Annotated in this window: 20 protein-coding genes; 11 read left to right on the top strand and 9 right to left on the bottom strand. The window is 31.4% G+C overall.

What is annotated here, in order from left to right; all coding sequences use genetic code 11:
* Position 1: 1 nt before the first annotated feature.
* A complete protein-coding gene (locus tag BK011_08695; GenBank protein AUD65756.1) occupies positions 2-1,456 on the bottom strand; it encodes a phosphogluconate dehydrogenase (NADP(+)-dependent, decarboxylating) in 1,455 nt (484 codons plus the stop codon).
* Positions 1,457-1,650: 194 nt separating this feature from the next.
* On the opposite strand from BK011_08695, the gene BK011_08690 reads away from it, so the two are divergent.
* Positions 1,651-2,340 (top strand): hypothetical protein, encoded by a 690-nt coding sequence (locus BK011_08690; GenBank protein ID AUD65755.1) that lies wholly within the window; start codon positions 1,651-1,653, stop codon positions 2,338-2,340.
* A gap of 20 nt (positions 2,341-2,360) precedes the next feature.
* Positions 2,361-3,482 carry an amidohydrolase gene (locus BK011_08685; GenBank protein AUD65754.1) on the top strand — a complete coding sequence of 374 codons (1,122 nt, stop codon included), beginning with the start codon at positions 2,361-2,363 and terminating at the stop codon, positions 3,480-3,482.
* Between the two features lie 31 nt (positions 3,483-3,513).
* On the opposite strand, the gene BK011_08680 is transcribed toward BK011_08685, so the two are convergent.
* Genes BK011_08680 through BK011_08670 form a run of 3 tightly spaced genes read right to left on the bottom strand, consistent with a single transcriptional unit; the run spans position 3,514 to position 7,007 of the window.
* On the bottom strand, positions 3,514-4,665 hold the full coding sequence (locus BK011_08680; GenBank protein ID AUD65753.1) for a hypothetical protein: 1,152 nt from the start codon (positions 4,663-4,665) through the stop codon (positions 3,514-3,516).
* A gap of 8 nt (positions 4,666-4,673) precedes the next feature.
* Entirely contained in the window at positions 4,674-5,759 is a 1,086-nt protein-coding gene (locus BK011_08675; protein ID AUD65752.1) for a phosphoserine transaminase, read from the bottom strand.
* A 12-nt stretch (positions 5,760-5,771) separates the two neighbouring features.
* Positions 5,772-7,007 carry a hypothetical protein gene (locus BK011_08670; protein ID AUD65751.1) on the bottom strand — a complete coding sequence of 412 codons (1,236 nt, stop codon included), beginning with the start codon at positions 7,005-7,007 and terminating at the stop codon, positions 5,772-5,774.
* Between the two features lie 221 nt (positions 7,008-7,228).
* Between BK011_08670 and BK011_08665 the strand changes: the two genes are divergently transcribed.
* Positions 7,229-8,458 carry a hypothetical protein gene (locus tag BK011_08665; GenBank protein AUD65750.1) on the top strand — a complete coding sequence of 410 codons (1,230 nt, stop codon included), beginning with the start codon at positions 7,229-7,231 and terminating at the stop codon, positions 8,456-8,458.
* Between the two features lie 132 nt (positions 8,459-8,590).
* A complete protein-coding gene (locus tag BK011_08660; GenBank protein AUD65749.1) occupies positions 8,591-9,442 on the top strand; it encodes a hypothetical protein in 852 nt (283 codons plus the stop codon).
* Between the two features lie 32 nt (positions 9,443-9,474).
* Here BK011_08660 and BK011_08655 read toward each other — a convergent pair whose 3' ends face one another.
* Positions 9,475-10,941 (bottom strand): hypothetical protein, encoded by a 1,467-nt coding sequence (locus tag BK011_08655; protein AUD65748.1) that lies wholly within the window; start codon positions 10,939-10,941, stop codon positions 9,475-9,477.
* Positions 10,938-12,101 (bottom strand): galactokinase, encoded by a 1,164-nt coding sequence (locus tag BK011_08650; GenBank protein ID AUD65747.1) that lies wholly within the window; start codon positions 12,099-12,101, stop codon positions 10,938-10,940. The genes BK011_08655 and BK011_08650 overlap by 4 nt, the downstream gene beginning before the upstream one ends.
* 136 nt (positions 12,102-12,237) lie before the next feature.
* Between BK011_08650 and BK011_08645 the strand changes: the two genes are divergently transcribed.
* The 3 genes from BK011_08645 to BK011_08635 all read left to right on the top strand — a co-directional run bounded on the left by BK011_08645 (position 12,238) and on the right by BK011_08635 (position 18,332).
* Positions 12,238-12,918 (top strand): hypothetical protein, encoded by a 681-nt coding sequence (locus tag BK011_08645; GenBank protein ID AUD65746.1) that lies wholly within the window; start codon positions 12,238-12,240, stop codon positions 12,916-12,918.
* Positions 12,899-15,421 (top strand): hypothetical protein, encoded by a 2,523-nt coding sequence (locus tag BK011_08640; GenBank protein ID AUD65745.1) that lies wholly within the window; start codon positions 12,899-12,901, stop codon positions 15,419-15,421. The genes BK011_08645 and BK011_08640 overlap by 20 nt, the downstream gene beginning before the upstream one ends.
* 109 nt (positions 15,422-15,530) lie before the next feature.
* Positions 15,531-18,332, top strand: a complete 2,802-nt coding sequence (locus BK011_08635) for a hypothetical protein (GenBank protein AUD65744.1) — start codon at positions 15,531-15,533, stop codon at positions 18,330-18,332.
* Between the two features lie 59 nt (positions 18,333-18,391).
* On the opposite strand, the gene BK011_08630 is transcribed toward BK011_08635, so the two are convergent.
* Both BK011_08630 and BK011_08625 read right to left on the bottom strand, forming a co-directional pair.
* Positions 18,392-18,880: a hypothetical protein gene (locus tag BK011_08630; GenBank protein AUD65743.1), complete on the bottom strand. Its 489-nt coding sequence runs from the start codon at positions 18,878-18,880 to the stop codon at positions 18,392-18,394.
* A 63-nt stretch (positions 18,881-18,943) separates the two neighbouring features.
* Entirely contained in the window at positions 18,944-19,597 is a 654-nt protein-coding gene (locus BK011_08625; GenBank protein AUD65742.1) for a hypothetical protein, read from the bottom strand.
* A gap of 151 nt (positions 19,598-19,748) precedes the next feature.
* On the opposite strand from BK011_08625, the gene BK011_08620 reads away from it, so the two are divergent.
* Both BK011_08620 and BK011_08615 read left to right on the top strand, forming a co-directional pair.
* Positions 19,749-20,105, top strand: coding sequence for a hypothetical protein (locus BK011_08620; GenBank protein AUD65741.1), 357 nt, complete (start codon positions 19,749-19,751; stop codon positions 20,103-20,105).
* 56 nt (positions 20,106-20,161) lie between these two features.
* Positions 20,162-20,899 (top strand): hypothetical protein, encoded by a 738-nt coding sequence (locus BK011_08615; GenBank protein AUD65740.1) that lies wholly within the window; start codon positions 20,162-20,164, stop codon positions 20,897-20,899.
* Between the two features lie 41 nt (positions 20,900-20,940).
* On the opposite strand, the gene BK011_08610 is transcribed toward BK011_08615, so the two are convergent.
* Complete coding sequence (locus BK011_08610) at positions 20,941-21,867, bottom strand: hypothetical protein (protein AUD65739.1); 927 nt, start codon at positions 21,865-21,867, stop codon at positions 20,941-20,943.
* Between the two features lie 324 nt (positions 21,868-22,191).
* Here BK011_08610 and BK011_08605 point away from each other — a divergent pair, with 324 nt between their 5' ends.
* Together BK011_08605 and BK011_08600 are read left to right on the top strand one after the other, a co-directional pair.
* Complete coding sequence (locus BK011_08605) at positions 22,192-23,100, top strand: multidrug ABC transporter ATP-binding protein (protein ID AUD65738.1); 909 nt, start codon at positions 22,192-22,194, stop codon at positions 23,098-23,100.
* Positions 23,093-23,986, top strand: coding sequence for a hypothetical protein (locus BK011_08600; GenBank protein AUD65737.1), 894 nt, complete (start codon positions 23,093-23,095; stop codon positions 23,984-23,986). Before BK011_08605 ends, BK011_08600 begins: the two co-directional genes overlap by 8 nt.
* Positions 23,987-24,005: the final 19 nt, after the last annotated feature.

Raw genomic sequence — 24,005 nt, 5'->3', positions numbered from 1 at the left:
ATTATTTGTTATAAGTCGTTGAGGTTGTTGTTCCGCCTTTTCCAGTCCAGTTGGTATGGAAGAACTCGCCTCTTTTTTTATCTGTTCGTTCATAAGTGTGTGCTCCAAAATAATCCCTTTGTGCCTGAAGAAGATTTGCTGGTAGACGGTCTGTCGTATAACCATCAAAATATGCAAGTGCTGCAGACAATGTCGGTACAGGAATACCCTGTAAAACGGCTTTAGAAACAACTTTTCTTAAACTTGGGATCACTCGATTCATCGTTTCTTTAAAGTAATCATCAAGAAGTAGATTTGTTAGGTTAGGATTGTTATCAAACGCATGTTTAATCTTATCTAAGAATACTGAACGGATGATACAACCTCCACGCCACATTAAAGCTATACCACCATAATTCAAAGTCCATTTATATGTGTGAGCAGCAGCTTTCATGAGTTCATAGCCTTGAGTATAACTCATGATTTTCGCACCATAAAGTGCTTTTCTTAAATCTTCGATAAATATATTTTGATCTTCATCTAATGTTATATTTTCTTTTGGATAATGCTTAGAAGCAATAAATCTTTCATCTTTTAATGCTGATAAAAATCTAGAAAATACGGATTCACCAATCAGTGTTAATGGGATACCTTCATCAAGTGCAGCATTTACAGTCCATTTCCCAGTACCCTTTTGTCCTGCAGTATCAAGTATTTTGTCGACTAAAGCTTCACCATGTTCATCTTTAAATGCTAATATTTCAGATGTGATCTCGATTAAATAACTATCAAGTTCTCCTTGGTTCCAAGTTTTAAAGACACTTGCCATTTCATCATTTGATAGACCAACGAGTGATTTTAATAAGTGATAAGATTCAGAAATGAGTTGCATGTCTCCATACTCAATACCATTGTGAACCATTTTGACAAAATGACCTGCACCATCTTCGCCAACCCAGTCACAACATATTTGACCATCATTTACTTTTGCGGCAATTGCTTGTAGGATTGGTTTAACGATTGGCCAAGCTTCTTGGTGTCCGCCTGGCATAATGGATGGGCCGGTAAGCGCACCTTCTTCGCCACCAGAAACACCAGTACCAATATAGTGTAGTCCTTTATCTCTTAGATATAAACTACGTCTTGTTGTGTCATTATAATTTGAGTTACCACCATCGATGATGACATCACCTTGATCAAGAAGTGGTATCAGTTGTTCAATGACTTGATCGACTGGGTGACCTGCCTTAATCATTAGCATAATTTTTCTTGGTTTTTTAAGCATGGATACAAGTTCTTCCATATCTGTTGTACCTGCAAAGTTTTTACCTTTTGCACGTCCATTTAAAAACGCATCAATCGTATCTTGTTTTCTTGATGATACAACGACACTAAAACCTTTTGATTCCATATTTAATGCAAGGTTTTCACCCATCACTGCAATGCCAATAAGTCCAATATCATATAGTCTATCCATAAATATTCCTTCCTTAATACTCTTTTTATGTTTTCACTATTTTTAAACATAACTGTTCTCCTTATTTTAACATATGTTCAATCATTTGAACTTGATAAGGTTTTAAAATATGTTTAGTATGTTAGAGTAATCATAAGAAATGGATTGTCTTTTAATCTGTTATGCTATAATTAAAGAAAAAGGGGGATGGTTAAATGAAAGCCCTGTTTATATTGTTTTTGTCTCTTATTCTTTGGGTGTCTCCATATATAAGTGATCATGAGATCGATGGCAAAGACGTCTCTTTTTATGTTTCAGAAAAGAGAGTTTCAAGAAGCACAACTTCTGCAGCAACAAAACTAGAGATCGATTTTAACGTTGTTAATAATCTCAATTATGATATTGGTCAAATTATACTAGATGTAGAACTTTTAGATAATGATGTACCAGTTAAAGAAGTCAAGGTTTTTATTGATATTGAAGTTAAGCATCATAATCAACGCTTAGGGACTGCCGAAGAAACATATGATCTTCTATTTTTTGATGATTTTAATATTTTGTCGGTGCATACCGTTGAAGAAAGTTTTTTTGATTCATATGATGTTGCGATCAAAAGTGGTGTATATTATATATTCATTATATTTTTTGCTTGGCTAGTCATTGATATAAGTAATAAGTATATTTTATCGGAAGTTCATCAAACCTTTAAAGACTATTGGTGGCTTGTTATAATATTTTTAGTGATTGTTCCAATATTTATGTCATTCATTTCATATCTTGGTAGATATAAAGTGTTAATAACCATTTATGGATGGGTGCTTTTTATATCATCATTAGCTGCAATTCCAGTCTTTTATTTGATACTAGTCTTATATCATTTAATCAAAGAAAAGCAAAGAGCGTAAGTAAAATAAGGAGAAACAATATGGTTGAATATTTAAAAAAAGTAAGAAAAGATTTACATCAAATCCCAGAGATCTCATTTGACTTATTTAAAACAAGTGCATATATTAAAAAAGAACTAGAAGGCATGGGATATGAGATCCATCAAGCTGCTATCACTGGGTGGGTGGCATATAAAAAAGGCAAAAAAGATACTGCAATAGCTTTTAGATCTGACATGGATGCTTTACCTGTATCAGAAAAATCAGATTATCCTTATCCGTCTACACATCCAGGAAAAATGCATGCATGTGGCCATGATGGCCATATGGCAATGCTTTTAGGGTTTGCGAAGTATTTAAAAGACCAAACGCTATTAAACGATTCTATCGTTTTAATCTTTCAGCCTGCAGAAGAATATCCTGGTGGAGCTAAAGTGATTGTAGAAGAAGGATTTTTGGATAAGTTTAATGTTAAAAAGATTTTTGGCATACATCTATATCCAAATCTCAAAGAAGGTGTATATGGACTTGTTAAAGGTCCGATGATGGCACGAAATCTTGAGTTTAACATTGAAATCAACGGAAAATCTGCACATGGAGCATCCCCTCATGATGGTAATGATGCAATTGTCGCAAGCACTCATTTAATCTCTCAACTTTATACGATTATTTCGAGAAACGTTGATCCTTTTGAACAAGGTGTGATTACAGTAGGAACGATTCATGGTGGAGAAGCTAGAAATATCATTGCCCAACATGTAGAAATCACTGGAACGATGAGAGCTTTTAAAGATGAAGTCTTTTATTCTATGAAAAAGAGAATAGAAGAGATCATTGAGGGTATAAAGTTATCTTTCCAAGTGGAAATATCTTCTAATTTAATGGAATTATATCCAGTCGTATATAATGATCCAGATATTGTTGAGTTTATCGAAAAACATCTTGATAAAGATTATGAGTATATCAAACCACTGATGGCATCAGAAGATTTTGCTTTTTATCAAGAAAAAGTACCTGGCATGTTTACCATGCTAGGTACTCGTAACGAGGAGAAGGGGTATATACATCCACTTCATAGTTGTTTTTTTAATTTTAAAGATGAAGTTTTAATCAAAGGTGTAGAATTATATATTTCAATTGCAAAAGCATATCATCTGATCTAATCCATATCCTTGAGCGATCAAGGATATTTTTTTATTTAATGACTCGTACCTTTGTAACAAATGAAACTTGATCTATGTCTGTGATTGCATCTTCATTTGAATCTACGATAATGACTCCATATTGATTATTGAATGATTGATATACATGTTCAATACGTTCAAATAGAGAGACGATTTCTTTAATATAAAGTTCTTGATCATTTCCATGCACTTTACATAAAACGACATAACGATATTTAGACTGTTTTGGTTCTACTGAAATATCTGGATAATTGACACTATGCTTGATTGCGCCTGTTTCGATAAACTTAGAAATTTCTGTTGATGCCATAATTGCACAATTTGTTTCAGCTTCTTCACTTGATGCACCTAAATGTGGGAATGCAATGACACCTTCCATTTGTGCTGTTTTTGGATTTGGAAAATCTGTGACATAAGCTCTCACTTTTTGATTTTTAATGGCAACTTCCAAATCCTCATCATTAACTAACTTATCTCTTGCAAAGTTTAAAATAATAACGCCGTCTTTCATTTGGTCAAAAGCTTTTTTATCTATTAAATGTTTAGTGTTATCATTTAGTGGAAGATTAAGACTTATATAATCAGCTTTTTCAAAGATTTCTTCCTTAGTTTTTACTAAAGTGACGTTGTCATGAAAATCTAGATCCTTTAAGGTTTCTAAATGACGTTTTGTACCTAAAACTTTCATACCCATTTTTGCACAAGTATTTGCAAGCATGATACCAATTGCACCTAATCCGATAATACCAATGGTTTTATTTAGAATTTCAGTTCCAGCGAAAGCTTTTTTTGCTTTCTCCATATTTTTTTGGATATCAGGATCTTGGTTGTTTTCTTTAACCCATTGCATACCTGGGTATAAGTTTCTAGCTGCTAAAAACATACCAGCAATTGTGAGTTCCTTAACAGCATTCGCATTAGCGCCTGGTGTGTTAAAAACAACTATACCCTGACTTGCATATTTATCTAAAGGAATATTGTTGACACCAGCACCAGCTCTTGCAACTGCAACAACTTGTTGATTTAAGTTTAGCTCGTGCATATTAAAACTTCTTACCAATACTGCATCACTTTCGTTGATGTCATCAGTCAAAGTGTAATCGCTTGATAATACACTTAAACCTTCTTGTGAAATATTATTTAAACAATGAATTTTATACATTTAAAGACCTACTTTCCGTGTTTTTCTTCAAAAGCTTTCATGAAATCAACAAGTGCTTGAACACCTTCATAAGGCATAGCATTGTAGATAGAAGCTCTCATACCACCAACAGAACGATGTCCTTTTAAGTTTTCTAAACCGAGTGCTTTAGCTTCTTTGATGAATAAATCGTTGAGTTCATCATCATCAGTTTTAAAGCAAACATTCATCAGTGATCTTGATTCAGGATCAACAGTACCATAGAATAAATCACTATGATCGATGGTGCCATATAAAAGACTAGCTTTTTTGATGTTTTCTTCATGCATTTTTTCAATGCCACCTTTTTCAAGTAACCATTTAAATACTTTTCCACACATGTAAATACCATATGTTGGAGGTGTATTATACATAGAGTCATTCTCAGCATGAATATCATATCTTAGCATAATTGGTGTATTTGGGTTGATATCAGTTCGAATTAAATCTTCTCTTATAATTACAATGACAGTTCCTGCAGGACCAATATTTTTTTGTGCACCCGCGAAAATGACACCATATTTAGAAACATCGACAGGTTCTGATAATATACAAGAAGAAGCATCAGATATGAGTACTTTACCTTTTGTGTCTGGGAGACTATGGAATTTTGTACCATAAATTGTATTGTTGTCACACATGTAAACATAATCAGCATCTTCAGATATATCTAGATTAGATACATCAGGGATATATGAGAAGTTCTTATCTTCTGAAGAAGCAATAGCTCTTACTTTTCCATATTTTTGAGCTTCTTTAAAAGCTTTTTTAGCCCAAGCTCCTGTGATAATATAATCAGCAACACCGTTTTTCAACAAATTCATAGGAATCATTGAAAATTGAAGGGTTGCACCTCCCTGTAGGAATAATACTTTGTAGTTATCAGGAATATGCATTAAGGTTCTTAAATCTTTTTCTGCATCCTCGATAATTTTTTTGTACATGGATGAGCGATGACTCATTTCCATAACTGACATGCCAGTGTTGTTATAATCTAGCATTTCTTGAGCAGCTTCTTTTAAGACCGCTTCTGGTAATACAGCTGGTCCAGCTGAAAAATTAAATACTCTTTTCATGATTTCTCCTTCCTATTTCAAACTCATTTTTTTAATGAATCTACTTTCTAAGTAATATCTTTTTGCGGTAGCATTTCCCATTGAAAATGACTTTCTTGGTAAAATTTTACCCATTTGAATAAATGGAAATAAATCTTTACGATCTAAAACTGGCATATGAATGCCTAAGCGATCGTCTTTTTTATTGCATATGTCCATCATTTCATCATCACCATGGATATAATCTATCATCATATCTTGATGATATGATAAATAATCATCAATGAAGTTTTGGATTTGTTCATATGCTAACGCTGTACTCTTTGGCATATAAAATGGGATTTTCCCAGTTTTTTTGGTATATACCCATGACTCGACTTCTTGATCAATAGCATCTTGAAGACTTGATAGAAACAACTCATCTACATTGAATAAAACGCGATTAATACCTTCAAACTCCAAGCCATCATCGTAAATATTTACAACTTCAACTAATGCATATCGTGCAGGATGATTTTCTAGATCTTCATTAGATAAAGATGGTTTTAATGTCTCCCAATGCGTTTTTGCGGTTGCAAGTGAGTGATTGCCATCACCAACTATAAATAGTATGGGATTTTCAGGGTCTTTGATTAAACTATAGAAATCATTTATAACAGGTTCACAATCTGTAATTTGATAACCTCTAATATGTCCCCCACGCATATTTAAGTCAAAATCATACACAATGTTAAATTCATCTTTTCTTTTAAAAAGGTTTTTTAATATTTGTTTTTCAGGATCATTAGCAAGCAACATCACATGTGTTAATTCAAGTGGTGCATCTTTTCTGATTTTTACTCTTGGAGGTATTCTTGAAATGATCGTGTTTTCTGTTGTTCTGATAAAAGGTTTTGTAAATGGCTGATAATCATATGTTTCTAAATCAATACTAAGCATCATACCTAGTCTAGTTTTTCCACAAAGGGTCTTTCTTTCAACTAAAATCATAGAAGGACCAAGATTTTTCAAGATGTTGTTGTTGATGTATTCAAACATTTTTTCATTGATTTTATCAATGGTTTGATCACTCATAGATTCTAGATAAACCTCAGGGAGAATAAGATCATAAGTTGATGGTTCATCACCGATTCTTTCTCTTAACTCTTCCCAATACTCTGGTTGACTCGTAAACTGGTCGCATGCAACTACAGACCATTTTTCATAGTTGATCCAATCATTAGGTAAAAGAATGTCTTGCACAGCAATCGGTTTTGACTTAAACTGCATAAAAAATAACCTCTCTTTTCTTTTCGGCATTGTTGGTTTAAAAACCTAATAAAGATAAATATTTGATTTTGTTGTTTCTTATCGGGTCATTTTTATAATGTCGATAAAAATGTAGTGTAATTCCAAAATCATTGTAACATGAAAGCGCTTTTATTACAACCGAGATTATGATAAAAATTTGTAAAAATGATATAATATTTTTAAACAATAGAGGTGCTCTTATGGAAGATTTAAAGAAGCATAGATTGCAAATAACAAAATTTGGATTTTATGGCTTATTAAAGAACTTAAGATTTTTTGAACCTTATATGATTATTTATTTTTTGATGAACGACTTAAACCTATTTTTAGTAGGTGTTTTGTTTTCGATTAGAGAGATAGTCATATATATATTTGAGATACCTTCTGGAGTGATTGCAGATCGATATGGTAAAAAGACAGAATTAGTCATTTGTTTTGCTTTTTACATCATGTCTTTTATGATGTTTTTTATTGCAACTGAGTTTTATATGTTCGTCATCGCAATGAGTTTATATGCTCTAGGTGAAGCATTTAGATCAGGCACGCATAAATCGATGATTATGTCTTTTATGGATCAAAAAAACATTAAGTCATCTAAGACAAAGATATATGGATTAACTAGATCTTATTCACTGATTGGATCGATGATTGCCAGTTTAGTTTCTATTGGACTTGTTTTATATTTACCGGAAATAAGATTTTTATTCTTAGTTGCAATCATCCCCTATGTTTTGGATTTGCTTTTAATCTTATCTTATCCAAATACATTAAATGAAAAAAGAGATGTCAAGTTCTCATTTAAGAGTTTTGTTAAGCATAATGTTGATAATATTAGATATACATTTAAGACAAAGCTAGTAAGAAATGCTGTGTTCAATTCAGCATCATATCAAGCAACATTTAAAAGCATTAAAGATTATATTCAACCGATTTTGATTACTATGTCTATGGGCGTATTGATTTTTAATCAGTTTGATGAAGAAGAGCACACAAAAATTTATATTGGTATTATCTATGCAGTTATTTACTTAGTAAGTGCTATATCAAGTAGGAACTCTTATCGTGTAAAATCAATTGGAAAACCAGGCATTTTAATTGCCTATATTTGGTTAATAACTGGTGTAGCAATAGGTGTCTTGAGTTTCTTTTTAGACTCGATTTTTGTTGTAGGATTGATGTTCTTAGTGCTATATGTGCTGATGAATATCAGAAAACCATTGATGGTTGAGCGTATTGGAGATGTCACTGATAGTGATAAAAGAGCTACTGTTTTAAGTGCTGAATCACAAACAGCCTCTTTGCTCATTGTTATATTTGCACCATTAATTGGATTACTAGCTGATTATTCGATGTCAATAATGTTTGTGGTTTTTGCAATGATCATGAGCATTATATTCGTTGGTAATTTAATTTATGTGAAAAATACGTAATTTTTCAAATGATATTTTAATTTATTTTAAATTATTTCATATTTATTACTTTGATATAGAAATTATGTTATGATTTATGCATAGAGTTATGAAACACATATAAAAAAATAACAAAAAAACAGAGGTATAAATATGAAAACAGCAATTTTAACTGATTCTGGATGCAACTTGCCAAAAGACTATATTGAAAAACATAAGAATTTATTTGTCATTCCATTGATCATCAATATTGATGATGAGAGCTTTAGAGATCAACTAGAAGTTACTTCACAAGAAATTTACAGAGACTTAGATAAAAAAAACATTAAAACTTCACTTCCAAAATCAGGTGATTTACATGATATTTTCAAACAAGTTAAAAAAGAAGGATATGAAGCACTATTAGTGATTAATATTTCTTCAGGATTATCAGGTACTTTTAATGCATTTAGAATTGAAATTGAACAAGAAAAAGATTTAGCAATTACACATTATGATACAAAAACATTAGGAGCTCAACAAGGTTATATCGTAAGAGAAGCAGTTGAGTTAGTGAATAAAGGCGTAGAAACAAATAAAATTATTGAAGCGTTAGATGAACTTAGATATAAGAACTCAAAAGCATATTACACAATCGCAACCCTCAAGTACTTAAGAAGAGGTGGACGTATTGGTAAAGTTGAAGGTACAATCGGAGATCTACTTCATATTAAACCAGTGATTACGGTTAATGATGAAGGTGTTTACGTAACTGCATCTAAAGCATTAGGACTTAAGAGATCATTACTCAACATGAAAAACATACTTGTTGAAGATTTCGGTAGTGACTTAATTGATTTAACGATTCACTATGCATCAGATAAAGAAAAAGCTGAAGAACTTGGTGAAACGTTAAAACGTGCATTAAGCGTTAGAAATTTAGAGTTATCTGAATTAACACCAGTGTTGGGTATACATACAGGTCCTGACATGTTCGCTTATGTCGCAAGAAGAGTAAAAAAATAAATAGTGATTAAATAAAAACGTGAGCACATCGATTAGTGTTCACGTTTTTTGTATGAATGAATGGTTGATTTGATAAATGCATCCATTGCAGAAATACCAGTTTGATTTAATTTAAAGACACCAGAGTCTTCAAGTACATGAGTAAATACTTTTCCAACTTCTTGATATAAATCGTTCATGTTATCTATGTGTTTCTCTCGAGAAAGTTTATTTAACCAAGGCATATGTTTTTGGATGCTTGGATCTCTTTGTCCTTCATTAAGGAACTTATAACAAAGCCTCAACTCTTCCTTTAATCTTCCAGGAAGAATGGCTAAACCTGCGGCTTCAATCAGTCCAATGTTTTCTTTTTTGATATGATGATATGCTTGATGAGGATGAAATATACCATCAGGGAATGTCTCATCTGTACGATTATTACGTAATATTAAATCTAGTTCATAATAGTCGTTTTTAAATCTAACAATTGGGGTGATGGTTTGATGTGGCACATTTGTATAGGGTATGATGCTTAATTCTTCATTTAGATATGTCTTCCATGAGTTTAAAACATGTGATGCAAAATCTTCTAAATGACTTCTATGTTTAGATCTTAATCTTATGGTTGATAAAGGCCAGTATAGGTGCGATATAGAAATGTCTTTTAAATCATCATATGTTTTTATGGGTGTTGCATCTTCTATAGGAAAATGATGTCTTCCAGATTGAAAGTGATCGTGATTTAATATGGATCCACCTACAATGGGTAAATCTGCATTTGATCCTATAAAATATGAGGGCATATAATCGATAAAATCAAATAAGGCTCTAAATGTTTTTTGATCAATTTTCATATCTCTATGAACATCACTTAAAACGATGGAGTGCTCATTAAAATATAAGTAAGGTGAATATTGAAAGTGCCATATTTCTTGAGCCAAATCGATGGGAACAATTCTTAAGTTCATTCTGGCATTTTCATAGTTTTGCTCGTTTTCCTTACACAAGACACAAGCTGGACCATCTACGCTTAATTTTGTTTTTTCAAGCGCTTTTGCGATATCTTTTGGGTCTTTTTCTGGTTTAGATAAGTTAATCGTGATTTGTAGAGCACCATATGGTGAAGGATAAATAAAATGTATGTTTTGATTGATTCTATTTGTTTTAATATAGTTCACATGTTTAGATAAATCATAAAGATAAGTAAAAGCTTGATTTTTATCTTTTTCAGCTTTATCCAAAAATGTTTGCTTAACCTCTTTTGGAGATGGCATGATCTGATCAAACATATAAGCTTCAAATGCATCGCGTTCTAATGTTGTATTCGGTGTAAATAAATGGTTCTCATATGCAACATCGAGCAATTTTTCTAAAACTTGATCGATCGGTAAATGATAGTTATCATAAGCATAATTTGTCAGCCCAAATAGTTTTACCATATGATGTTTTGCGACATCAATATCTTTAATGAGATGGTTATCCAATGCATAAGTAAGAAATGCATCTATATACATTTTCATTTGAATACCTCGATTTTAGATACCCCATCCATAAAGTCAACATGATAAAAAGAAGCGTGAATACCAGTTTTATGAAAGTAATAATTATCTGTTAGTTGATCAAAATCATGCATTTGATTGTTTGGTACAAGTGCGATTGCACATCCTCCGAATCCTGCACCAGTGACACGAGCACCAATTGCACCAGCACTTTTTGCCCCTTCAACAAGCATATCTAAATGAAAACCAGTAACTTCATAATCATCTTTGAGTGACTGATGAGACTGATTTAAAAGGTTACCCATAAGTTTAGCATCTTGATGACTTAAAGCATGTATACTTCTTAAGACTCTTTGTTGTTCTGAGATAGTGTGTCTAGCTCTTTTTACAAGTGTTTCATTTGTGATATGTTCTTTGATGCTTTCAAACTCAGAAACTGATAACTCACAAAGATGACTGATAGATTTATAATCTTTAATGATTTTTAAAGCATCACCACATTCTTTAACACGCTCATTATATTTAGATTCTGTAGTTTTTCTTTCATAATGTGTATTCATGATCACCCATGAATAACCATCTAGAAATGCATCAACAGGTGTTGTCTCTAAAGTAGATGTATTCATGAGCAAGGCTTTATGCTTGATTCCTTTTGCAATAATGAGTTGGTCCATGATGCCGCAATGCATATGCATATAATGATTCTCTACATCTTTAGCATAAAGTGCCATGTCTGTTTTTGATAAATTTATTTGATAGACATCAGATAAAATATATACCATTAAAACTAATAATGATGCAGAAGAAGATAAGCCAGATTGTGGCGGCAATGTCCCATGAATGAATATATTCATACCTCGATTGATATGTTTATGTTTTTCCATGAATAGTTTAAAAACACCTTTGATATAATTTGCATAATGATCACTAGCAGCATATTCAAGATGCTTTAGAGATATTTCGATAACGCCTTGTTCTTTAAAGTTTGTCGAAAAAACACGGATGATATCATCATCTCTAAAATTAATTAAGGCGTAAGTGCCAAGTGAAATAGCTGCTGGTAAGACCAGTCCACCATTATAATCGATGTGCTCACCAATGATGTTTACTCTTCCAGGTGAAAAATACATTTCACTTGGTTGTTCTGCATATATTTTTATAAATTGTTCCTTAAGTTGCATCGTTTCACCCCGTATCAAAGTTTCTTTAGTTTTATTATAGCAGTTACAATGATAAAAAGGTATCATAACCATTTAAAAAAAAGTTTGAATATGATAGTATTAAACTAAGTTAAATCCAAAGAAATCAGGGATGTATATGATCTTAATTAAAACATTGAATCTAAAAAAAGTATATCAACATCAAAACATTGAAACTGAAGTTTTAAGAGGTCTAAACATAGAGATTAAAGAAAAAGAATTTATATCTATTGTAGGACCTTCAGGATCCGGAAAAACGACACTATTATATGTCTTAAGCGGACTTGAACCCTTCGAAGATGGGGATGTTTTCATGTTTGATCGTTCATTAAATAGTTATAATGAACAAGAAAAAGCTAAATTAAGATCTTTAGATATTGGATTTGTTTTTCAGTTTTATAATTTAATTCCTAACTTAACCGTATACGAAAATATCATGCTTGCTTCTGTATTAGGTAAGCACAAATCAAAAAAGGATATCTTAGATGTTTTGGAAATGGTAGACATGAAAGCTTATATGAACCATTATCCATCTGAGTTATCTGGAGGGATGCAGCAAAGAGTTGCCATCGCAAGATGTTTAATTAATGATCCGAAAATTATCTTTGCAGATGAACCAACAGGTAACTTAGACATTGAAAATGGTAAGAAGATCATGGAACTGTTTAAAACGCTGAATCAAACATATCATAAAACAATTCTTATGGTGACACATAATATGGACTTAACAACATATGGGACAAGAACCATTCATATGGTTGATGGACAGGTGATTCATGATGAAAAAAAGTCTAAGTAGACTTTTGTTTCAAGTGCGTTTCGTATATAAGAATATCATAAGTTCACCACTGAAATCGATCTTGATGTTGATTGGTTTTTTAGGTGTATTTACTTCACTCATATTAGGCTTTTCAATGAAAGATTTTTTTACATCTTATTATTATGGAAAACTTGAAGAAACATATGAAAACTATGATTTAATCATGAGCGTTTCCCCTAACGGCAATACTCGCTTTTTTTCAACATCTGTTTTACAAACTGATGATCAAATTAATGAAGTTATAAATGAGAAAGCAATGTTTTTTGAATTTGATGTTTTATTACAGGCAAGCGATCAAAACAGACAATATGTACATGTAAAAGCTTCTCATTTAGATATTCTTAAGAAAATTAATAGATATGTCTATTATCAAGATAGTTTGCTTGATGATGAGATGATTATAACTGAAAGTCTAGCTCTTGAGATGAATTTAGACGTTGGAAATGAAGTTTTTATTCAAGTGAATGAGCAACAAAAAACATTTAAGATTGTCGAAGTTGTTAAAGATGATATGCTTTTTGATGAAATGCAAATCTTTATTGATAAAACTGAAGGGTTACCATTTTTCTTAAATGCATTAAGCCCCTCATTGGCAAGTTTAAATCCAATCTTGCTTTCTAACATTTACAATAAAGTGTATATTGACATCCATGCATCATATGAGATCAACGATGTCATTACAATACTTCAATCAAAAGAACCTTATCGTTTGTTAACCTACAATATCACTGTTGACGACGATGCAATTCAACAGTTTATTCAAAGAAATATTACAGCATTTTTTATGATTATTTCAATCTCATTGTTTGCGATTATGTTCGTATTAAAAACGACACTAGAAGTTTATTTCCACGAGAAGAAACAATTGTATGCTACCATTCATATCTTGGGTGGAAAAAAACGATTCTCCATTGGGATTGTCATGATGGAGATGCTGATTTTCTTTTTTATCTCATTTCTTTTAGCAATTTCTTTATCCCAACTCATCATTAATTTTGGATTAAATTATCTTGCTTCAGATATGATATACAAAATATCCTATATACGTATTTTATACGCACTTCTAATCAGTATGGTTTTACTATGTGCTGTTGTTTATTTTTACTTTAAAAAGTTTTTTCAAGTTTCTGACATTAAGAGTCTTAAAGATTTAGATGACAGAAATAAATTATCGAAATCATTATTACTAGGTATAATTATATTTTTTATCTTCGTATATATGATTCTATCTATCGATATTATAGAGTCCTTATTTAATGGTTATCATGTGATTATTATACTTATAATTACTTTATACATCCTTGTTTACTTGATAAAACTTTCATTTTTTTCAATCAAAAAGTATTGGTTTAAAAAACATGATAGAAATATCGGTTATTATCAAATAAAAGCGATGCTTACAAAAAGCACTTTTAAGCATTATTTAAACTTGGTACTTATTGCATTTTTAACAATCTTGTTATTGGTTTTTGCGAATGATTACATGGTCCAAAGAGCAGAAGCTTATCAACAAACTTATGAACTCGATTTCATCATTGGAAATATTACAAGTGAATATGATGATAAATACATAGAAATTGAATCAATTTATGAAGTTGAGGACATTTCAAAAGCTGGTTTATTTCAAGAAGTGAAAATAGCGAATGAAAATCAAACCATTAAACAACTGATTTCGATGAACTCTGAAGATATTCAAAAATTCTTTCATACTAATATAAGTGATGATGCACTTAGAGATTTAAACAAAGTAACAACCTTATATGTCATCTTGCCTGATAGGTATACATATTTATATGATTATCATCTTGGCGATGAGATTGAGATATATGTAAATGGAGAATACAAAGAACAAACATTTATCATCGCCGGTTTTTTTGAAAAACAACTAGGTGATCTAGCTTTCACAAATCTACATCATATATATGATGAAGGTGATATCTATAATGTGTTTTTAGTTAATGCAAGTGGACAAAAAAACACACTAAAAGATATACTTTTGGATGCATACAGCCAAGAACTCATTTCAATCTTTGATGTTGAAGATGAAATGGCACCACTTATTTTTGAGATGAGAAGAGTCACTACATATATTACATTTATTCTTGCGATTATCATTATATGTTTCTTAGTCGCTTTAATGAATCATTCTATCTTGCTCTATCATGATTTAAAAGAAATATATGCAAGAATGTTTGTGTTGGGTATAGATAAAAAGATGATGACAAAATCGCTCATTAAAGTTTTCGTTACTATATTTCTTGTTTTGTGGCTTATTAGCACTATAGGTTATGTATTGATTGCAGTCAAAATGTCTGATTTAGCTATTTTGTTTGGAGAATATGAACCGATCAGATTATCAATCAAACCTATATGGCTAGGTGGAATATTATTAATACTAACATTTAGTATCAATCAACTGTTTTACATCTTAAAGGTAAATCAAGTGGATGCGATAGAAGTTTTAAAAATAAATAGAATGTAAAGAACTTCAAAACAATTGATATTTTATGGACTAAGTAATATAATGAGGGTAAGCAACAAGAAACATTTTTGAAACAATTGACATAAAAATATTCTATAAGGAGGATATTATGAAAAAGATTCTTTTATTGTTTGTATTTTTAACTTTTGCATTTGGGATTGCGGCTTGTACAAGAGAAGTTGATCTCGATTTAGATGCACCACAGAACTTAGATATTACGGATGGTGTTTTGACCTGGGATGCTGTTCCTGAAGCCGATCACTATGTCGTTTTTGTTAATGATGCAGAATACGAAGTAGAGGAAACAACATTTGATTTAACAACATTAGATCTAGCACCAGATACATATGCTGTATCGGTGGTTGCTGCTAAAGACGATAAAGTCTCCATACCTTCTGCTGTTTTAAACTATGTCGTTACGGATGGAACTGTTGATACGGTTGATGCACCAACAGGAGTTGCTATCAGTGCGGGTGTGCTCACGTGGAATGCTGTGACAGATGCAACCGGTTATATCGTTTATGTTGGATCACTTTCTTACAGTGTTACAACAACTTCACTAGATTTATCAACTAAAAATATTCCAGTAGGTACACATAATGTTTATGTTGTTGCTAAGAAGGATGCTTTAACATCTGATAATTCTGCTACAGTAACTTATACGGTAGAAGAAAACATTTCACAAGATAACATTATTACTTCAATACTAAGTGGTATAAACTCTAATTATGAAAAAGATATGACTGAAGATGATTTTGAAGATGAATGGGCATACAATGAATACTTAACCACTTATGATATGATTGAAGCTTATGCAGGTGCAGCAATATCTATGGGCATGTCACAAAATCAAGCAGTTATGTTCTTTGATGATGCTAAAGATATGGCTATGAATATGCCAATGATGACAGGTTTAGATGATTTCTTATTTGAACTAGAAATATTAGATCTTTATGGTATGGACCATCAAGATTTAGCAAACATGGTTTATCAGTTTGCGCTTGTTATGCTAGAATCAGGTATTAGAAGACAAACATTAGATATTGCTTACTATACAGAAGAAATACCAATGTATGAACAACAAATCACTGATATTGTGTTGACACAAGATTATATCGATGCATACAACTATATGAAGAGTTTTGCAACTGTTGATGAATACGATGGTCTTGATGCATTCTTTAGTGGAAATCATCGTGAATTTAGATATAGTGTAGAAGAAATATATTATGCTTTAGTATATGGATATAATTTCTATCCTGAAGATTATTATTTTGAAGATGAAATGATGAGTGAGTACTTAACTGATATGCATATGATCATGGTTGCAATGTATCAAGATGTTCAAGGACAAGCATTTATAAACAATATGTTTTCTGAATTAGAAGCGTTATTTAATCTTTACGATGCAATTGAGTGGAAACATGAAGCAGAAATGCACGTTGAAGAACTCACACAAATGAATGTCATGATGGGTGAAATGATAACACTGATGACTACTGAAGAAACACATTTTAAGGGGTCTTTAGAAGTTGTATTTGAGTTCTTATTGACTGTAAAAGATACATTCCCTCAAAATTCTATAGACTTAATCGATGGCGCGATATCTGGCGATGCTTTAACATTAACAGAAGGATTAATCATTAAAGACGAAATGGTACTGATGTTACAAAACGCATTACCAGCAGCTACTGATTTTGAACTTTTATATGAAACAGTGTTAATCATCTCAGGTGAACTTACAAATGCGGATATTACAACAGGATTACAGTATGCTCAAGTCAATGGTCAAATAAGTCATGCGTCAATTAACCTATTCTTAAGTTTAATCGGAGACATTGATGAAACATTAATCACTGGTGGTCAAGCAATTCTTGATCAAGCTTATGATGAAGTATACGAATACTATGATTTTGAAAACAACCCATTAGTTGTTATTGACTTTGCTTTATATGTGATTGATTATCTTGATCAATTTAAACTAGATTATGCAACTGAAATCGCTGCACTTGAGGCTTTAACAACACCTGCATATGAAGAGTATTATTATATGTTAGCCATCGAAAATATCATTTACCAAGTAGAAAACGATGCTTATATGCCTGAAAATGAAAAAACCATTGTGTTAGGTATGTTAGAAGATTTAAAACTTGAGTTTGATACTTATAAGGCACTTAGTGATTTATTAGGTGGTGCTGCAAATGATGTATTTAGATATGTTGTTGATACAGAAGCAAGAATTATTAAAACTGTCATTGCACTCAATGAAAATCAAGGTACTAATATGATTCAAATGATGGTTGATTTAGAACAACTGATCAATGACATTAATATGATTGATTTAGAACTATTTGAAGGGGTTACAAGTGCTGAGTTTGATATTATCTTAGATGCTGCTAGACTTCCACTTAAAACTGCATTACAAATGGAAGGTGTTGTATTACCATTTGATACGATGTTTGAAGCATTAAAACCATATATCAATACTGTGATGTTAAATACGATAAATCTTCAAGCTGATTTAATGGCTCAGGCGGATTTAATTGATTTAGATGCGTTTATCTTAAATACAAATTTAAGTACTCCAGAATTGGGTATCGGACTAGCAATCGCAGAAGTATTAGATAATACATTTACTGCAACTAATGAAGCTTTAGTTTTAGCTACTGTTGATATTGTTTTTGATCAAATCATTGAGTATACTGATATATTTGCACTTACTGGTGCAACTCAAGCAGAAGTTGATCAAATGCAACTTGATGTTAAAGCACAGCTTAATATGATCTTTGATGAAGTTGAAGCAATCGCTTTATTAGATGCTGATAATTTAACTTTAGCTGATGAAGAGAGAATTTATAATTTCATGATGATGTTTGGTAGTGAACAGCAAGAAGAACCAATCATTACATAAAAAAAACTTAATGAAATAATAAAAGCTATTTGACAAATCATCGTCAAATAGCTTTTTTGTTATCTTTTTTCTATAGGTATAAAAATTTCGAAATAAGGATTGTTCAGATCTCTTCCACTGCTATAAACTTCATGCTTAATTGGAAGTGGATCATAATATTTTATATGAGGATCTAATTTTAATTTGTACTCACTATGCTCAATCCATTCAAATATGTCATGATATGTTTGACCAATCGATTGATTTTCTGGATGTGATACATGTAAATATAAGGATTCTGGGACGTTAAACTCAATCATCCCCTTTGGTATATCTTGTGATTGATCAACTTCATATACAGAATAATGAACAAAACCACCATTTTTTGTATGGTAAGATAAACCAAGTTGATGTTCAGGATTCACCGCTTTAGGTAATTCAGAAACACGTTCACTCATATCTTTAATCATTTGTTTTAACTCAGTAATTTCTTTCCAATTGCCTTCCCACTTCATGCCTATCGTGCGATAAGCTTCAAGCTCAATAATGTCAAAATTTAACTTTTCCATACGACACCTCCTCAAAATACATATCTATTCTATCATGAAATACTTTAATTTCAAATGAAAGATTTATGATATGGCTTCAGTTCTAAATAAAGTGTTTAACCACTTTATATGCAGGGTAATCATTGGACCTATTGCGAAAGCTAGTATGAAACTGCCGACATTAACTGCCCCAAAACCTATGCCTGCTAAAAAACCAAATAACGTTGCGAGTACAATGGCGAATAACTCAATCATGATACGCATCGTAAAAAATTTCTTTATGTTCAAAAGACGCATTAAACTTATAGTGAGTTCATCATAGACCATTGCAGGGTATTTTGAAACGATGATCACTGCTAAGCCTAAAGATAAAATGACTGCACCACCCACATAGAAGATGAGTTGTAGCCAAAGGACATTTACTGTGTAACTACCAAAAACAATGATATCCCAGAAGTCAATGACTAAGCCCAAACTAAAAACTGGAACTAAAATGAATAGATATTTCCAATGTTTGTTGTATAAAAAAACAAAAGCTAATACAGTAACATTGATGATGATAGAAGCTGTACCGATTGTCATACCAATCAGTTGACTGAAATTATTTGAGACAGTGTCCCATGCTCCAGCACCAAGTGATGATCTTAGTAAGACATTAATACCTAATCCTAGAATCATGATCCCAAACACATACAAGAATATCCGTAACGGATAGTTTTTCATAAACTTTTGATCCATATTGACCTCCAAGGTTGATCAACTACTAATTAACATTATAACAAAAAAAACCTTCTTATTATGTCAATAATCAATAAAATTCAAAGATTATTGACACATTATTAGAAAAATTATGATAAGATATATACAAATCATTTATTGGAGGATTTGTATGGATGCATTGCTTATTATTCTAGGGATATTAACAGTTGTCTTCTTTGTGCTTGCGATGACGAATGGTATCAAAAAATATATAAAAAATAAACCAGTCTTATGGATTGCATCAAAACATAAGATTTTTGGTATGGCTGCATCTTTGTCTGCATTGACACACTTTATCATCGCTATCATTAATGATGCTTTAAGACTTACCGGATTATTGACGCTCATCGCATTATTATTAACAGGTGCATTTGGAATGATGTTTTCGAAGCTTAAAAATAAAAAATTATACATTGCACACCGTGTGATGGGTCCAATCACGTTTGTTTTAATTATCATTCATATTATTTTTAATACGACTACGTAATCAAACAAGGATTTTGTCCTTGTTTTTATTATATCGACAAGTTTGGTTGTGATAGATTGAGAACTATTTTGAAACATGGTCACATGGCGAAAGTTTATATCGAAGACGACATCGTGTATAAAACATACGATGATTTTTATCCTGAAGAATGGGTGGATAAAGAAATATACATACACGATATTTTAAGACGTAAAACGCACTTGAATGTCTCTGATGTTGAAAAAGTAAATGCACATGAAATAAAAATGCCTTATCTAAGCCATCAAAATTTAGGATTTTACTTAATCAGAAATATCGATGAAGCATTACTCAATGACTTTGTAAACATTCAGCATGAAATTCACCAATATAAAGGCCTTGAACTTGAAAATGCACATATCGTATTTAAAAGATGGATTGAGATGAGTCAGCTCGCAAAAGAGATCAAACATATCGCACAAAATGTATTAGAAACCATAGAGTATGAAAACTATTTATGTCATTTTGATTATCAGCCTTCTCATGTTGTTCTTCATGATAGTTCATACTATATTATGGATTGGATTCACGCGAAACTTGCCAATCCGATATTAGATGTTGCTAGTACATATGTTACGCTTAGGTTAGAGCAATATGATCTTGCAAAAAACTATTTGAATAAAGCTTCATCCATCATGGATTTTGATAAAGAAAAAATTCTTTTTGCAGTCCCACTGATGGCAGCAATCAAAATGATTGAGACAGATGATATTTTCGAACACAAAGTTTTAACAACTTTAGTATATGATCCTAAAAACAAAGATATTACAAAATAGACCTTTGGTCTTTTTTTTCTGACGTTTGGTGCATAGTGTTGTTATTTTTCATAATAATCACTACTCACTGATTCTAGTACATCCGTAATTCCAGGATCACTTTGGAAATTTCTATAAGTGATTCTCTTTTTTATCTTTTTAACTCTTCTGTATAAATCATCAATCATAGAATTCCTGCTTTCAATAATTTGACGACTGTTAATGTGTTTTGATTTAGGCGTATGATTATATCTATAAACGAAAAAATTCATGTAATGTTGTAGATTTTTTAGACGATATCCTGCGTGCTTGAATAAGTATCTTTTTATATTGCTATGTAATGAATCTACTAAAAGTGTATTGTATTTTCCATCACATTCTCTGCGTGCATCATAATTAGGGACACTAAATTGACGCATAAATTGTTTCTGTATTACCGATCCATCATGGATAAATTTAGTCACTTCTCCAATGTTTTTTGTACATAAATCAATAAACTTTTTTGGTGAAGCGTTTCCTCTTGATGACACTTTAGCTATAGTTATTCCTTCTAAACTTATCAAAGTAATCACGCAAAGATGATTAAATGAAATCCCTCTAATCCCCTTACCATCACGTCTAACCAGTTTATATCTTTTATCACTTATTCTGACGAAAGTCTCATCTACTAGAATAGTTCCATTCAAAAATACCTCATCTTGGTAATCTCTTAAAGATTCGAAGATAAGGTATCGATAATATAAAGCTGTCTTTATATCAATGCTTAGGTTTCTTGCGATTACTTCTAAAGTTACATCATCAATCATAAATCCAATAAATCTTTTGAAGATGTAATCACTATTATTTAAGTAACTTGTTGTAGATTCGTCTTGTATAAAAGTTCCCATACAAGATTTACACTTAAATCTCGGTTTACCATTCTTAGTACGACCATGCTTGATTGTAGAATTAACTGTACCACAAAGTGAACATATTTTGAACTTGGGCATAATACTCCTTAGACCACAAAAGCGAGTATTTCACCCAACTAAGGAAAGTCGCCAAACAAACCAGGGTAAAATACTCGCTTTTGCGGTTCCTTAGTTTATTTGTTTGGCACGTTCATTATAACATTTTAGTTTTGGAAAATTCCACTCAAAATAAAAAGTTTAATATTCGCCCTTGTTAATGATTTATCAGAAAAATTTAACAACACTATGCACCAAACGTCAGCTTTTTTTTGTAAAAAAATTCAACAGGATTTTATTATTTCAATAAGAAAATGATATAATGAGTGAAAATGGCATTATAAAAATGAATAGGATGGTGCATATATGGATATAATTCTTGGTGTAAAAAACTTAGTGAAATCATATAAGGATATCGTTGCTGTTGATGATATATCTTTTGATGTAAAAAGAGGCAGTCTTTTTGCATTTCTAGGACCAAATGGTGCTGGTAAATCAACAACAATCAATGTAATCACAACGCTATTAAATAAAGATTCTGGTGACGTTACATTAAATGGTGAAACCAATGAGAAATATTTTAGAGAAAAAATAGGCGTAGTCTTTCAAAACAATGTGCTAGATGATGTTTTAACAGTTAAAGAAAATTTGATTTATAGAGGAGCTCTATATCTAAAGACCAAAGAAAAAGTGTTGGAAAGATACGAAGAGTTATCTGAGTTTTTAAATTTGAAAGAATTTGAGAATCAAAGATTTAAAACATTATCTGGAGGACAAAAAAGAAGAACAGAAATTGCTAGAGCATTGTTTGCTAATCCAGAGTTATTATTGCTTGATGAACCAACAACTGGATTAGATCCAGAGACTAGACAAATTGTTTGGAAAGTTATTCAAAGACTACAAAAAGAAAAAGGTATTACCATATTTTTAACTACACATTATATGGAAGAAGCAGCAAATGCAGATCATGTAGTTATCATTAATAAAGGTAAGATCATGGTTCAAGGTACACCAGCTTACTTAAAGGAAAAATTTAGCTTTGATCGTATTAAAGTTGTTCCATTTGATAAAGAAGCCTTTAAGGATAAAATGAAATTTTTGAAAAGAGCTTATGAAAAAATAGCTGATCAATTTATCATAACTGTTAAAGATACAAAAGATACTTTAGACCTGATTGATGAAATCAAAGAGCACATCAAACAAATTGAAGTTGTTAAAGGATCTATGGATGATGTGTTTATTAATGTCGTCGGAAAGGATGAAATTTATGTATGAGTTTGTTTCATTAGTCAAAAGACATATGCTTAAGTTTTTAAGAGATAAAACTGCAGTCTTTTTTTCATTCTTAAGTGTTATTATTTTGCTAACGCTATATTTTCTTTTTATTGGTGAAAACTATGTGAATGAGTTAAGAAATATTCAAGAACAAGGACTCATTACTAGAGAGTTTGTTGACTTCATGAAAATCAGTAATATGATGGGTGGGATCTTAGTCATTAACACAATCTCTTTATCTTTGGGTATCATGGGAAATATAATAACTGATTTAGAACAAAGATCTTTAGATGCATACTTAGTAACGCCTGTTAAGCGATATAAAATCATTTTTAGTTATTACATCTCATCGATTATTGTAACTGTATTCTTCACATTATTGATGTGGGCATTTACAATTGTTTATGCAGGTATTATCAGTGGATACTGGTTCTCATTTGAAGTGATATTACAAACATCATTATTGTTGTTATTCTTCACTTTTGTCTCAGCATCATTGATGATTTACTTAACAACTTTATTACGCTCAGTTAATGCTTTTGGTACATTATCTGGTGTTTTAGGCACATTAATTGGATTTATATGTGGTATTTATATGCCTTTAGCAGTGTTCTCTACTGGAGTCACTTATGTTTCATCCATATTTCCATTCACACATATGACAATATTGCTAAAAAATATCATGTTAAATGAACCTCTTACAACCTTAGAAAGTATTATACCAGCTGAAAATGTTGATATCATGAGATTATACTTTGGTGTTAATGAACTTGGATTGTTTGGACAACATGTGGATATGATTTGGTTGATGCTTGGTTCAGCAATGATTGCGGGAGCTTTATTATATTTTGGTTACTTAAATATGAGTAGAAAAATTAAGCATTAACATACGATTTAATGAAAAC

It is taken from the genome of Tenericutes bacterium MZ-XQ (assembly GCA_002838205.1).
Classification (GTDB): domain Bacteria; phylum Bacillota_I; class Bacilli_A; order Acholeplasmatales; family Acholeplasmataceae; genus Mariniplasma.
The sequence above is the reverse complement of the archived record's forward strand: the minus strand, read 5'-3'. Positions and strand labels throughout refer to the sequence as shown.